Source organism: Streptococcus mitis SK564, assembly GCF_000148525.1.
In the GTDB taxonomy this organism is placed as follows: Bacteria; Bacillota; Bacilli; order Lactobacillales; family Streptococcaceae; genus Streptococcus; species Streptococcus mitis_H.
On sequence record NZ_AEDU01000002.1, the window covers coordinates 1 to 15,154 of the forward strand.

At 40.0% G+C, this 15,154-nt stretch carries 8 protein-coding genes; 7 read left to right on the forward strand and 1 reads right to left on the reverse strand.

Annotation, left to right across the window (positions count from 1 at the left end; translation table 11 throughout):
• The coding region (locus SMSK564_RS03365) for an SIALI-17 repeat-containing surface protein (protein ID WP_000608015.1) at positions 1–1,297 on the forward strand (1,297 nt) is incomplete at its 5' end.
• Between the two features lie 156 nt (positions 1,298–1,453).
• On the opposite strand, the gene SMSK564_RS03370 is transcribed toward SMSK564_RS03365, so the two are convergent.
• Positions 1,454–1,999, reverse strand: a complete 546-nt coding sequence (locus SMSK564_RS03370) for an NADPH-dependent FMN reductase (protein ID WP_000039602.1) — start codon at positions 1,997–1,999, stop codon at positions 1,454–1,456.
• Positions 2,000–2,390: 391 nt separating this feature from the next.
• Between SMSK564_RS03370 and SMSK564_RS03375 the strand changes: the two genes are divergently transcribed.
• The 6 genes from SMSK564_RS03375 to SMSK564_RS0101910 all read left to right on the forward strand — a co-directional run.
• Positions 2,391–3,587, forward strand: coding sequence for an MFS transporter (locus SMSK564_RS03375; RefSeq protein WP_000908494.1), 1,197 nt, complete (start codon positions 2,391–2,393; stop codon positions 3,585–3,587).
• Positions 3,588–3,774: 187 nt separating this feature from the next.
• A complete protein-coding gene (locus tag SMSK564_RS03380; protein WP_000747247.1) occupies positions 3,775–4,263 on the forward strand; it encodes a cell wall elongation regulator TseB-like domain-containing protein in 489 nt (162 codons plus the stop codon).
• Entirely contained in the window at positions 4,260–5,447 is a 1,188-nt protein-coding gene (locus SMSK564_RS03385) for a pyridoxal phosphate-dependent aminotransferase (protein WP_000777435.1), read from the forward strand. Before SMSK564_RS03380 ends, SMSK564_RS03385 begins: the two co-directional genes overlap by 4 nt.
• Positions 5,440–5,850, forward strand: a complete 411-nt coding sequence (locus tag SMSK564_RS03390; RefSeq protein ID WP_000565229.1) for a VOC family protein — start codon at positions 5,440–5,442, stop codon at positions 5,848–5,850. Before SMSK564_RS03385 ends, SMSK564_RS03390 begins: the two co-directional genes overlap by 8 nt.
• Positions 5,825–7,168, forward strand: a complete 1,344-nt coding sequence (gene asnS / locus SMSK564_RS03395) for an asparagine--tRNA ligase (protein ID WP_000167141.1) — start codon at positions 5,825–5,827, stop codon at positions 7,166–7,168. Before SMSK564_RS03390 ends, asnS begins: the two co-directional genes overlap by 26 nt.
• 287 nt (positions 7,169–7,455) lie before the next feature.
• A partial coding sequence (locus SMSK564_RS0101910) for a mucin-binding protein (protein ID WP_025170882.1) occupies positions 7,456–15,154 on the forward strand: 7,699 nt, incomplete at its 3' end.

The following is a 15,154-nucleotide window of genomic DNA, read 5'->3' on the forward strand; positions in this document are numbered from 1 at the left end:
GAAACAACAAACAGTGGAACATGCTCAAGTACCACTAGCAAAAGATAGTATTCATAATATTAAAGATTTACCAGAAGGTTCAACATTTGAATGGAAAGATAGTAAAATTCCAGACACTTCTAAACATGGTGAGAAAAAAGGAGTAGTAACTGTAACTTATCAAGACAGAAGTACAGAAGACGTTGAAGTTACAATTACAGTTAATCCTAAAGACTTTACTCCAGTGGTTCCGAAAGAAAAAGTACCGGTGAAAACACCTGATAACTTAACACAAGTTGAACAAGATAAAGTGAAGGAAAATGTGAAAAAAGCAAATCCAGGAAAAGACGTAATTGTTGCTTCAGATGGAAATGTAATAATCACTGATCCAGAAACAAATGTCACTCATAATATTCCTCGTGATGAATTGTTATTTGCATATGCAAAAGGTGAACCAGAAGTTTTAGAAAATCCAGAATTCAATGGAGGAGTAAATACACCTGACTCACCTATTCATGAAAATCCAGAATTCAATGGTGGAGTGAATGGAGAACCAGAAACTCAAGAAGAGTTACCAGAATTCAATGGAGGAGTGAATGCGCCGGATTCACCAATTCATGAAGTACCAGAATTTAATGGTGGGGTGAATGGAGAACCAGAGGTACAAGCAGAAAATCCAGGATACAACGGCCCAATCGGTACAACAGGAGTAGATGAAAATGGTAATCTAATTGCCCCACCAGTAGTTGATCTTCCAGAGTTTACAGGTGGAGTCAATGGTGAACTTCCAGATCCAGCAGAATTACCAAAAGTTCAGTTAATCATCACTAAATGGATTGATGAAGAAGGTAATGAATTGAAACCAGCGGATGCTATGGCTCCAACGGTATTAGGTGAAGCCAATGAAGCATTTGAACATGGTGAAATTGAAGGTTATGTATTTGTAATAACAGAAACTAAAGGTGATGTTGTAACTCATATCTTCAGGAAAGTGAGTCCAGCTAGACCAACAGGTGACGATCAACAAAGACCAACTACGCCATCTGCCGATACAAATCGTAGACCAGATACTGCTACCCCTGCTGAGGTGCCAGCTACTCATCAGGCTGAGCAACCAAGTCAAACAGTTGAAGTACCTGCTCAATTGCCGAATGAAGTGTCAGAAACTGATCCATCAGTTTCTCAACCGCAAGCAGTATTGCCAAATACTGGTACACAAGAAGAACGTGCTACAGGTGCATTCGGAGTTCTATCTCTTCTTGGCGCATTTGGTTTGCTATTTGCCAAAAAGAAAAAAGACGATGAAGAGGAAGCTTAAATAGATGATCTCATCTGATCCTTAGTAGCTTTCCCTACATAAAGTCTTTGTAAATTAAAAAGAACTAGAAAAATCACTCATTTGTGAGAATTCTAGTTCTTTTTTATGGCTAAAAGTCTGTCCGATTGTCTGTTTTAGAATAGCGATTAGTGATGACTAGATCGCATTGATCAAGTCTTCCGCTTGTTTTTCAAGTGAGTTTAGGACTGTTTCTTCGAGAACCAATTTTCCGTCTGCCCAGGCAGAGTCATTGACACGTGCAGCGGTGAAATCACCAACGACTTGTGTACGGATAAATGGCAAGAGGTCTTTGTAGATAGCGAAGAGTTGATCGTGACCTGCATTGGCTACAGATGATACTGTGACAAACTTGTCTTGAAGGGCAGAAGCGCCGCGTGTATCAGACAAGTCAATGGCACGAGATAGCCAGTCAAGCAAGTTCTTTACTGTTCCAGGGATAGAGAAGTTGTAGACTGGAGAGAAGATCCAGATAGCATCCGCAGCGAGAACTGCTTCACGAGCAGCAGCTACAGCTGGATGTGTTGGAACTTCCAAATCTTGGCTGAAGAGAGGGATAGCTGAATAATCAAGATAGCTAACTTCCGCTTTACCAGCAAGTGCTTTCTCAGCTTCGAGGGCCATTTGGTGGTTGAAAGAACCTTGGCGTAGGGATCCGACGATAAATAAGACTTTTTTAGACATGATATGTCTCCTTTTTCTTTAAATTTACGAGAATTTTCTCGTTGTTATAAAATATATTACAACAAAACAAAAGGACTTGCAAGAAATTTGCTCAGAGTTTATTTGAAAATTGTAAAATTTCAGAAACTCTAGTTACTTGCGACTGGAATGCATTTGATTTTCGAAGAGTATTCTAACATTCTCTTGTAATATGATGACATAAGTGCTAAAATAAACAAGAAAACTCGCAATAGAAACCGCAGAACAGCTATTTTCCGGTATCATTTCATAAATCATTAAAGGAACAATAATGGCATTGAAGAATGCTTCTAAAAGGGGTGGAGATCATGTAAGGCAAAGATTAACAAGTGACGGACAAAAGAAATAATAATACACTTGTTAAGGAGAAAAGATGTTAATAAGAAATTATCGGAAAAATATTGGCCTGATGGCCGGAGTTGAGTTTTTTGCATTTTTAGGGATTACCAGTTTTTGGATTCTCTTTCTCAGTCAAAACGGCATGTCTCTTTGGCAGATTGGACTTCTGGAGAGTATCTTTCATGCGACCAGTCTTCTCTGTGAAATTCCATCTGGAATGTTAGCTGACCGCTATTCCTATAAGACCAACCTTTATTTAAGTCGAATAGCAGGGATTGTGTCTTCTATTCTTATGTTGGTTGGGCAGGGAAATTTTTGGATTTATGCACTAGCTATGGCGGTAAGTGCCTTGTCTTATAATTTTGATTCAGGCACAAGCGCAGCAATGGTCTATGACTCGGCTGTAGAGGCTGGACTAAAAGAACGCTATCTATCCATTTCAAGTTTCATATCAGGAGTGGCAGAAGGAACTCGGTCTTTGGGGACCGTTTTAGCGGGATTTTTTGTCCATGGTCAATTGCACCTGACCTACTATATCATGATTGCGACTTCTATCATAGTTCTTTTCCTGATTTGGATGCTGAAAGAACCCAGTGTCAAGCTAGAAAAAGCTGATAGTGTGACCATGAAACAGATTATTTGGACTGTTAAGGATGAGTTGAAGCGAAATCCCATGCTGTTCAACTGGATGATTTTGTCTCAGATTGTCGGAGTACTCATGTGCATGTTTTATTTTTACTATCAAAATCAGTTACCAGATTTAAGTAGTTGGCAAATTTCAGCAGTTATGCTACTTGGTAGTCTCTTGAATATCGTCGCAGTCTATCTAGCGAGTAAGATTGGAAAGAAATATGCTGCCTTGAAGCTTTTCCCTATCCTCGTGCTGCTGACTGGCGTCACCTATATGCTGTCCTACTTTGGAACACCTCTAATCTATATTTTGATTTATTTGATTAGTAATGCTCTATATGCTCTTTTTCAGCCGATTTTTGACAATGATTTGCAAGAGCGCCTCCCAAGTGAAGTAAGGGCAACCATGCTGAGTGTCTATTCTATGATGTTTAGTCTGAGTATGATTGTCTTCTTCCCACTGACAGGGTGGTTGATTGACAATTTAGGCTTTGTGGTAACATTTCTTTATCTAGGATTCTTTTTAGTCATGATTAGCCTTCTACTGCCTATCTTTTTAGGAAAAATGGCTAAAAGAATCGATGATAAAGTGATTCCATAGATCAAAAAAAACTTACGAAAACTTGAGTGCCAAGCTCAGGTTTTTTAATAGGTTGATTTTGGAGATGTCTTTACTTTTCTTGCCAAGTTTTAAACAAGAAAAATCTGTTTTGTTTGAAGGAAGAAATAAAATGCGATTGTTCCTATATTCACTTGTAATAAAGCCCAATAGATGGTAAAATAGACGAGTGAAAAAAAGACAAAACAAAGCAAAAAATAATCTACTGTGGCAGTATGGTCTAGGGATGACGATTTTGTTTGTGGTTATCAGTGCTTCCTTTCTGTATCTGGTTTCTCTCGGCATGAAACCCTATCAAACAGCTAAAAGTGAAGGAGAAAAATTAGCTCAGCAGTATGCAGAATTAGAGCAGGCTGATCAGGTTGATTTATATAATGGCTTGGAATCTTATTACAGCGTTCTTGGTCGTAATAAACAGCAAGAAGCACTTGCTGTTCTGATTGGAAAAGATGACCATAAGATTTACGTTTATCAGCTAAATCAGGGTGTTTCACAAGAAAAAGCAGAAGCTGTTTCTAAAGAAAAAGGAGCTGGCGAGATTGACAAGATTACCTTTGGCCGTTATCAAGACAAGCCAATCTGGGAAGTCAAGTCAGGAACTAATTTTTATCTAGTAGATTTTGAAACAGGAGCATTGGTCAATAAGGAGGGCCTATGAAATTATCCAAGCGTGTTTTAGAAATGGAAGAAAGTGTGACCTTGGCTGCTGGAGCCCATGCCAAAGCACTGAAGGCTGAGGGCAGAGATATTTTGTCTCTAACCTTAGGCGAGCCAGATTTCACTACTCCAAAAAATATCCAAGATGCCGCCATTGCATCGATTCAAGATGGGCGTGCTTCTTTTTATACAGTAACCTCAGGTCTGCCAGAACTTAAGGCAGCAGTCAATACCTATTTTGAGCGCTTTTACGGCTATTCTGTAGCGCCAAATCAAGTGACAGTCGCTGCGGGAGCCAAATATTCTCTCTATACCTTCTTTATGGCCGTGGTTAATCCAGGTGATGAAGTTATCATCCCAACCCCCTACTGGGTCAGTTATGGAGACCAGGTCAAGATAGCTGAAGGAGTACCAGTCTTTGTTCCTGCTAAGGAAGATAATCACTTTAAGGTGACCGTAGAGCAGTTAGAAGCAGCTCGCACAGACAAGACCAAGGTTTTGGTGCTGAATTCACCATCTAATCCGACAGGTATGATATACACCCGTGAGGAACTCTTGGCAATCGGAAACTGGGCTGTAGAAAAGGATATTCTCATCCTGGCAGATGATATCTATGGGCGCTTGGTCTACAATGGTCATGAATTCACACCGATTTCTAGCCTAGCCGAAGCGATTCGCAAGCAAACAGTGGTCATCAATGGTGTGTCTAAAACCTATGCTATGACTGGTTGGCGGATTGGCTATGCTGTCGGAGAAGCAGACATTATCGCTGCCATGTCCAAGGTTGCAGGTCAAACAACCTCAAACCCGTCAGCAGTAGCCCAGTATGCAGCAGTTGAGGCTCTATCAGGTGAGCAAGATACTGTAGAAAGCATGCGTCAGGCTTTTGAAGAACGTCTCAATACCATCTATCCCCTCCTTGCAGAAGTGCCTGGATTTGAAGTGGTCAAACCGCAAGGGGCCTTCTATCTTTTTCCAAATGTCAAAAAGGCCATGGAGATGAAAGGCTACACGGATGTGACAGACTTTACAACTGCTATCTTAGAAGAAGCCGAAGTGGCCTTGGTAACAGGAGCAGGATTCGGAGCGCCAGAAAATGTTCGTCTCAGCTATGCGACAGACCTAAATACGCTTAAAGAAGCAGTTAAACGCTTGAAAGCATTTATGGGGAGTGAGAATGATTGATCATTTTGAAATTAAGGTAAAGGATTTACAAATTTCAGAAGGATTTTATAGGAGTTTTCTTGCCCCTTTGGGCTATAAATTAGCTTTTAAGACTACTTCTCTAATCAGTTTTCTTGCCCCAAACAGCCCTCATCCTGGTGGTGATTTTTGGCTGGCTCAGGGGACACAAGATCCTATTCACTTTGCTTTCTTAGCAGAAGATAAGGAAGAGGTTCAAGCTTGTTATGAGGCTGGCTTAGAGGCAGGTGGGCGAGACAATGGGGCTCCTGGTTATCGTAGTGAGCATCCGATTTACTATGCTGCTTTTGTGATTGACCCAGATGGGAACAATATAGAAGTGGTTTGCCATAAAGAACAAAAAAAGAAAAGGAAAAATAATGACAAAACGTGTAACGATTATTGATGTAAAAGACTATGTTGGTCAGGAAGTGACGATTGGCGCTTGGGTTGCCAACAAATCAGGAAAAGGGAAAATCGCCTTCTTGCAATTACGCGATGGAACTGCCTTCTTCCAAGGTGTGGCCTTTAAACCAAACTTTGTAGAAAAATTTGGTGAAGAAGTAGGATTTGAGAAGTTTGATGTTATCAAACGTTTGAGCCAAGAAACGTCTGTTTATGTGACAGGTATTGTCAAAGAAGACGAACGTTCTAAGTTTGGTTATGAGTTGGACATTACAGACATCGAAGTAATTGGTGAATCTCAAGACTACCCAATCACACCAAAAGAACACGGAACAGACTTCTTGATGGACAACCGTCACTTATGGCTCCGTTCTCGTAAGCAAGTAGCTGTGATGCAAATTCGTAACGCTATCATCTATGCAACATATGAGTTCTTCGACAAGAACGGTTTCATGAAGTTTGATAGCCCAATTCTTTCAGGAAATGCGGCAGAAGATTCAACAGAACTCTTTGAAACTGACTACTTTGGAACGCCAGCTTACTTGAGCCAATCAGGTCAACTTTACCTAGAAGCTGGTGCTATGGCTCTTGGTCGTGTCTTTGACTTTGGTCCAGTTTTCCGTGCTGAAAAATCAAAAACGCGCCGTCACTTGACTGAGTTCTGGATGATGGACGCAGAGTACTCATACTTGACACATGATGAGTCGCTTGACTTGCAAGAAGCTTATGTGAAAGCTCTTCTACAAGGTGTTCTTGACCGTGCGCCTCAAGCCTTGGAAACTTTGGAACGTGATACAGAACTCTTGAAACGCTACATTGCAGAGCCATTCAAACGCATCACTTACGATCAAGCCATTGACCTCTTGCAAGAGCATGAAAATGATGAAGACGCTGACTATGAACATCTTGAGCATGGTGATGACTTTGGTTCACCACATGAAACTTGGATTTCAAACCACTTTGGTGTGCCAACATTTGTCATGAACTACCCAGCAGCTATCAAGGCCTTCTACATGAAACCAGTTCCTGGAAATCCAGAGCGCGTGCTTTGTGCAGATTTGCTTGCTCCAGAAGGTTATGGAGAAATCATCGGTGGGTCTATGCGTGAGGAAGACTACGATGCATTAGTTGCTAAGATGGATGAACTTGGCATGGATCGTACAGAGTATGAATTCTACCTTGACCTTCGTAAATACGGTACAGTTCCACATGGAGGATTTGGTATCGGTATCGAGCGTATGGTCACCTTCGCAGCAGGAACAAAACACATCCGTGAAGCTATCCCATTCCCACGTATGTTGCATCGTATCAAACCATAAGAACAGGAAAACGCCCATGTGGCGTTTTTTTCTATAGAAAGCTCTGGAAGCGAAAGGAAATATTATCAGGTATAGTGGATTGAAACAATAAATATATAGACATGAAACTTGAATTAATAATATTCGCATGATACAATATTAAGTGACATTGATAATTATCGGGCAACCCTTTTTAAGATGATAACCTCTTAATATTACTAAAAAATTTAAGGGGGGGGGGGCTTTTTATTTGTCTGCATATTTCAATTCAATATTAAAAAACATGTATAAAGGAGGTTCTAAGTCTAATGAAGGGAAAACAGCAAGATTTTAGAACGGAAAAGTATATACGTTACGGTATTCGTAAGTATAGTTTCGGTGCGGCATCGGTAGCTATTGCGGCTGGTTTGATGTTTCTTGGAAATGGAGTGGTTTCAGCGGCTGAACAAAATCCAGTTTCAGATTCCAAAGAAAATATTCAGAAAGTAGGAAATACTTCTCCAGAATTGGGAGAAAGTAATATTCAGTTGACAGAAAAGACAGCTGAAACACCTAAGAAAGAAGAAGTTAAAGCAAATAAGTCACTTCTTGAAATGAGTATTTCCAATTTAGAGTCTGCATTATCAAATGCTAAGTATGCGGATGCCTCAGTTGTAGCCAATGTTCGTGAAGCTTTAGCTACTGCGAAAGCTGTTTTGGCAAATGAAGCTGCCAAGCAAGAAGAGGTAAATGTTCAAAAAGAGATTCTTTCTGCATTGGGAACAGTTGTAACTGAATCAAACAAACTAGGACTAGAGAAAGAACAGGCTGGTAAGGATAAGACGGCTAAAGAAGAAGTTGAAAAGAAAGCTACTCCAGCTGAAAAAGCTCTTTCAGAAGCTAAATCGGAACTCGATAAAGTTACATCAGAAGCAGATGTAACCAATACACTTGCGGTTACAGAACTTCGTAAGAAGGAAGTAGCAGAAGAGAGTCGAGCAGCAATTGAAGCGGCGGTAGCCAAGAACCAAGCTGTACTTAACGAATCAAAAGTACTTTTAGCTGATAAGAGTGTCACAAAGGAACAAGTGAATGCTCAACTTTCACGCTTGAATGAGTCTATCCTTGCGGTTTATAGTGAACTGAAAAAAGCAGGAATTGGTCGTGATGGGAAGTTTGCTGTAGCGTTGGCAGCACAAGATTTCTACGCTGAATCAACCGTCAATGCAAATGGTACACGTACTACTCATGCATCAGGGGTTGTGACACCTGAAAATGCGACAGGTAAAGATATCTATGTTTTTAATGCAGAGGGGAAAACGTCTGGAGGATCAGGTGAATTAAACAACTACACTACTGTAAATGGCTCGGCTGAAGGATTAGAAGTTGTTGTCTATTCTAACCAGCGTGACGGAGAGGATCGCGATCCTAAAAACGGTATGTTTTCAGATCCTGTAACAATTGGTCATAACAATAAAGGACGTATGGATTATCCACTAACTCCAGAAATGGCTAAAAAGTTGGCTCTTGAAGCTCCGATGTGGAGGGGGAAGCTTCGTCCAAGTGGTAGTACTATTTCTTCAAGTTCTGCGACTGTATTCTCGAATCAAGGAGGATATGAGTTCCTTGCGACGGAAATCTATAAGTTAGCATATGAACAAGGAATTGATCGTGTGTATATCCCTGGATTTAAATCTCGTTTCGGTGTAACAGCTGACGCAGCTGCTAAAGGCTGGTCTGTAACTAAAGTGGATCCAGGAAAAAACTTACCACCTGGTTTAACATATGATGCAGAAAATGATGTTATAGAGGGAATCATCACAGCCAACATTGAAAATGGGGTATATGATACACGTACAACAGTGACGTTTACAAATAGTAAAACAGGAGCAACTCTTACAACGACTTTCCAGAATATGCGTATGGGATGGATTGGATGGATGGATACAACTCCACCTGTTATAAAAACTGATGATGCAGTCTATGAACGGACGGTTGGAGATGATATTAACATTGATATCAAGTATCAAGATGCATCGGGAGCTCGTACACTTCGTGGTCAAGGTGGGAATGTACCTTATACAAAAGCTGATGGGACGAGCACTACTATTCGGCAAACATATCGTACAGCAACAACAGGGGTTGCTGGAGTTAATACAGATAATCGAAATCGTATTCTAACAGATAGTGATACAACGATTCCAGGAGTTAACTATCAGATGGATCCAGACAACAAAGCTCAGCTTATTGATGTTAATGGTCAACCAACTTATAATGCACCTGGGAAGCTATCTGGTACATTAACAGAAGCAGGGGTTTATTATGTAGCGACTTATGCGAAAGATTATAACAGTCCTAGAAATAAAGAACAATGGATTCAATCAGGGCAAGAAACGCAAGCAGGTCTAACAGTTACCGTTAAACCAAAAGTAGAAGCTTTGAATATTGAAACTTACTCAGAGACTGTACCTGTGACTATTTCTAAAGGTGCAACAAACGCTGTAGTTACCATGCCAGATGGAACGAAGACTGTTCTTCAAAATCAAAATGGAAGTTGGGTTGTAGTTGCATCAGGAGAAGATGTAGATGGTAATGCAGTGACGACAACCAATACGGCTGCAGCAGTAGGCACAAATTTGGGTACAGTAGGTGAAAAAATTAATGTTCCTGTTACACAAGCTGCAACTGCGACAGCTGGAGTGGATAACATCAAGGTTGAAGCAATCACTGAAAATATCAAGAGTACTTTCCTACGTAATAAAGTAACACTTACAGATGTAGATAATACAACTCATGAAGCTACACTGAGCTCAACAACTGGGCATTGGGAACTGCCAGAGTCTTATGCAACGGTTCAAAAAACGAATGCAGACGGAACGTATACTTTGACTAAACGACAAGTTTATACAGAAGCTCAAGAAGATGGTTCGGAAAATTTTTATATCTACAGTTATACACGTACGTTCACAGCTGATGGTACGATTAAAAGTGTTGGCGAAGTAACTCGTCATCCAACGACAGTAGCAAGTAAGAATACCACATCAGCAGCTGGTATGTCTGTGACAGTAACTTATGATAAGTTTAAAGATGCATGGACTGCTTCTGATGGCTCTACTGTGACAGCTACTAAACTTGGAGATCAATCATGGAATATCATGACTTCATCAGGATTTGGCGGTGAAATTCGAGGTCGTAAAGCTACTAATACAGATGTTGCAACTATCATCAACACAAAACCAACTGCAATATCAACAAGCTATGAATCAACTAAGGGAACAACTGTTGATCTTCGTAATGCGGCACAAGCTGCAGTTACGATTGCAGATAAAGAAGATACTGCTCATAATAAAACGACTTACATTACTCCTTTGACAGTAACATCACCATCTGGAGCTCAAAAAGTATATGATACAAAGACAGATGCTGCAGCTTACACATTAGCTAGTAATTATGTTTTATCAGAAGTGGGTGTGTATACAGTTGTTGTAGATGTGATTGATAGTAACGGAAATGCTGTTACGGCTACTTTGGATGGTACAGATTCAGGTACAGATTCAGGTGCAGGTTCGTCTGTAGCTAAAACAACTTACACCATTACGGTTAAGGATACGATTAAAGGTCACGATGCTACATCGTCTGATATCCAAGGAGCTACTCAAACGGGAACACCAACCTTTACTTCTGTAGGTGATGGTTCAACCATCTCACCAAGTGCAACATCACCAGCTAAGTTGGTTGCAGCTGATGGTAGTCTAGTTGATACTTTACCAGTTGCAAATGAGGGAACTTATACAATTGACCCAGCAACAGGTGTTGTAACCTTTAAACCACTTCCAACATTCACAGGACCAGCAACTCCAGTAACTGTTAAACTAACTGCAATTTTAGGTACAGATGCTAACAATGCTAATATTACTGCAACTGCGACAGCTACTTACACACCAACAGTAGTTCCAGTAACACCAACCGCAGTAGCGTCTCAAACAACTGGACCTCAAGGGAAAGCCCAAACTTCTGCTATTAAGTTTGACGCAGCAGATACAGATGATACAACTGTGAACTTTGCTAAAGGAACAGTTGCTATTGATGCAAATACAACAAAATCTGTTGATCTTAATACAGCATCAGTAACTCTTCTTAATGCAAACGGTGATGCTGTAACGTCTGTAACAGTTGAAAATGAGGGAACTTATACACTGAATAAAGCGACAAATGTTATTACATTCCAACCAGTTGCAACATTCACAGGAACTGTTACAAAACCAGTTAATGTACGTATTGCAGATGCAAATGGTACTACTGTAACGACTACTTACACTCCAACTGTCACAGATGTAACTATAACAGCTGAAAATGCAACATCTACAGACGTTCAAGGTAAAACACAAACTGGAACACCAGAATTTAAAACATCAGATCCATCAGTAACGATTGCAACACGTCAGTTGATTGATCCAACAACGATGCAACCAACTACTAGTGTTACAATTGCAAATGAAGGAACATACACAATTGATCCAAAAACAGGTGTTGTAACCTTTGTACCAGTCCCAACATTTACTGAAGAAGGAACAGGAGTAACTGTTCAAGCAACAGACTCAAATGGTGAGACAGCAACAGCTACTTATAAACCAACTGTAAGACCAATCACGATTACTGGTGAAAATGTAACATCTAAGAATATCCAAGGTGAACAGCAGTCAGAAACACCACGATTCTCATCATCAGATGATAGTGCTCCAGTATCAAATTACAAACTTGTAGATCCAGCTACTGGAAATCCAACGACTGCAACTTCAGTTACTGTTGAAAATGTTGGTACATATACAATTGATTCAACAAAAGGTGTAGTAACATTCCAACCAGTTGCAACTTATACAGGAACACCAGCACCAGTAACAGTTCAAGCATCAGCTACTATTACTAATGAAAAAGGTGAATCAACAGTCATCACAGGTACAGCTACTTATACTCCAACAGTAGTTCCTGTAGCCCCAACAGCTAAAGAATCAGCGACAGTTGGTAAGCAAGGTCAAGCGCAAACGTCACAAATTGTTTTTGACACCCCTGATACAGATGCTACAACATTGAACTTCGCTAAAGGAGAAACATCTGAGGTATTAGGTGAAGATGGTCAACCAAAATCAGTAGCTCTTGATAAGAGTACTTTGACACTTCTTGATGCGAATGGAAATTCTGTAACCACAGTTACGGTTGATGGTGAAGGAACTTACACTCTTGATAAAACAACTAATGTCATTACATTCCAACCAACTGAAGAATTTACAGGCAAAGCTACACCAGTACGTGTACAAATTGCAGATATCAACGGTACTACTGTAACAACTAATTACACTCCAACTGTTGTTGCTGAAGATGGAACAGTCATTGTTGAGTATAAGGATGAAGAGGGTAACGTTATCTCTCCTTCAACAACTCCAGTAAATAACGAAAAAGTGACGACTCCGTTTACAACTGAACCAAAAGAAATTCCTGGTTACACTCTTGTTAAAGTGGAAACAACAAACGGTCAGGTTGATGAAGGTACTAAGAAGGTTTCAGGTAAGGTTACAAATGAGCAAACTACTGTGACATATACTTATAGAAAGAATGTTCAAACAGCAACTATTTCTTACTATGATGTGACAACTGGTGCAGAAGTTGCTATAGATTCAGCTAAAATTCCAGAAGCAGCTGTTGAGACAGTAGAGGGTGTTTATAAAGGAACTATCGACTTTGTTAATCGTGAAAAAGCAATTGCAGCTCTTGAAAAAGCTGGCTATACGTTAGTAGAAGATGGTTTCATTGTAGCAACGACAGCTGATAAGCTTTTTGATAACGACACAGCGGTGAATCAAAACTTTACGGTAATAGTTAAACAACGTGTGGAACCTGTGACTCCAAATGATGAGAAACCTGTTCCAGGACAACCAGTGGATCCAGAAAATCCAAACTCACCTGTATGGCCAAGTACTGCAGAAAATCTTGAGTTAACTAAGACAGTTACTCGTACAATCAAGTACCGCTACAACGATGAAAATGGTAAAGAAGTAACAGCTGATAAAGTTCAAACAGTAACCTTCACACGTAGCGCAAGCATTAACTTGGTAACAGGAAATGTGGAATACACTGACTGGTCAGCAGCACAAACTCTTGAGGCAGTAGTTTCTCCAGAAGTAGCTAATTATACTTATGATAAGAAAACTGTTACAAGTCTTGAGGTAACAAACGAGTCAACTGATAGTACAGTGTATGTTATTTATACACCAGTAGCTCCAACTACAACACCTGCTACATCAACTGATATACAAGGTAAGACACAGACAGGTACTCCAACATATAAACATGCTGATGGAACTGAGTTGAAACCAACAACAGATAATCCAGCTAAGTTCGTTGGAACTGAGGAAACAACTATCCCAGCTACTAAGGATGGTAAGACAGTCGGTACATATACAATCGATCCAACTGGTACAGTAACCTTCACGCCAAATAAAGACTTCGTTGGCACACCAGACCCAGCTAAAGTAGTTGTAACAGATCCTACAAATGGTACAACTGTTGAGTCAAGTTACACTCCAACTGTAACACCAGTTACACCAACAGGTGTGGATACAAGTTCTACAGGTCCTAAGAACACTCTTCAATCTGGTACACCAACATTTGTACCTGGTCATAAAGATGTACCAATGGACAATACTGTTCCTGCTACATTTGAAGATGGTACAACAAGTAAAACAGTTCCAAACGAAGGAACGTATACTGTTGATGCAACAGGTAAGGTAACCTTCACACCAAATAAAGATTTCGTTGGAACTGCAACAGGAGTAACTATTGTACGTAAGGATACTAATGGCGCTGTAGCGAAAGCTAAGTATACACCAACTGTTTATGAAGTGAAGTCTGATACACAAGTTGCAACTGTAACTTACAAAGATACTAACGGAATAATTCTTGGTGAAGTGGATATCCTTCAAGGTGATTCTGGTTCTGAAATGAACTACTCTACTGCAGAACGTATCAACGCACTGAAAAAACTTGGCTACGAACTTGTGTCTGACGAGTTTACAAAAGCTGATGGCAGCAAGCAATCATTTGATAATGATACAAAAGCTATTCAAAAATTTGTTGTTACTGTTCAACCACGCCTTGTTCCAGTTATTCCAAGTGATGTGATACCAGTTCCAGGTCAACCAATTGATCCAGAGGATCCAAATTCACCAGTATGGCCTGAAAGCGTTAAGGAATTGACAACTTCAGAAGAAGTAACTCGTACAATTACTTATGTTGATGGAGATGGTAAAGAGGTTACTACTTCTGTGACTTCATCAGTTAAATTTACTCGTGATGCTAAGGTGAACTTGGTGACAGGTGAAGTTACTTACGGGGAATGGAAAGAAGCTACAATTGATGTTCTTTCTGGTAATAAACTTCCATTTGTTAAAGGTTATATTGCAGTAAGTGGAGATATTGAGGCATCTACCAAGGATCAAACTGTTAAGGCTGAAGACAAAGATATCATTCAAAAAGTTGTCTATAAGAAACTTGGAGCCTGGATTCTAAACGTGCCAGGACAAACAAATCCTCCACGTATTGATTATCCAAATGATCCAAACGGTGATCCAACTAAACCGGGTGTACCAACAGAAGATATTGTAATTCCTTATGTTCCAGGTTACATTCCAAGAGATAAAGATGGAAATCCGTTGAAACCAGTTGATCCAGAAGATCCAACTAAAGGTTATGTGCCACCAACATTACCAACTGATCCGAGTCAAGATACCCCAATCAACTATACTAAGATTACAACGTCTTATGTGACAGTTGATTCAAATGGTAAAGAAGTATCTATTCCAAATTATCCAAGAGAAGACGGCGAACAACCTAAGAAAGATATCCCAGGTTACCGCTTCGTAGAAACGAAGAAACTGCCAAATGGAGATACAGAACACGTCTACGAAAAAGTAAATACATTCTTCAAAGATAAAGAAGGTAATGAGATTCCGAAATATCCAAGTGAGCCAGGCA

Coding starts and splice junctions, on each gene's coding strand:
- SMSK564_RS03385 (WP_000777435.1), top strand. CDS start 4,260: ATGAAATTATCCAAGCGTGTTTTAGAAATGGAAGAAAGTGTGACCTTG.
- SMSK564_RS03370 (WP_000039602.1), bottom strand. CDS start 1,999: ATGTCTAAAAAAGTCTTATTTATCGTCGGATCCCTACGCCAAGGTTCT.
- asnS (WP_000167141.1), top strand. CDS start 5,825: ATGACAAAACGTGTAACGATTATTGATGTAAAAGACTATGTTGGTCAG.
- SMSK564_RS03375 (WP_000908494.1), top strand. CDS start 2,391: ATGTTAATAAGAAATTATCGGAAAAATATTGGCCTGATGGCCGGAGTT.
- SMSK564_RS03390 (WP_000565229.1), top strand. CDS start 5,440: ATGATTGATCATTTTGAAATTAAGGTAAAGGATTTACAAATTTCAGAA.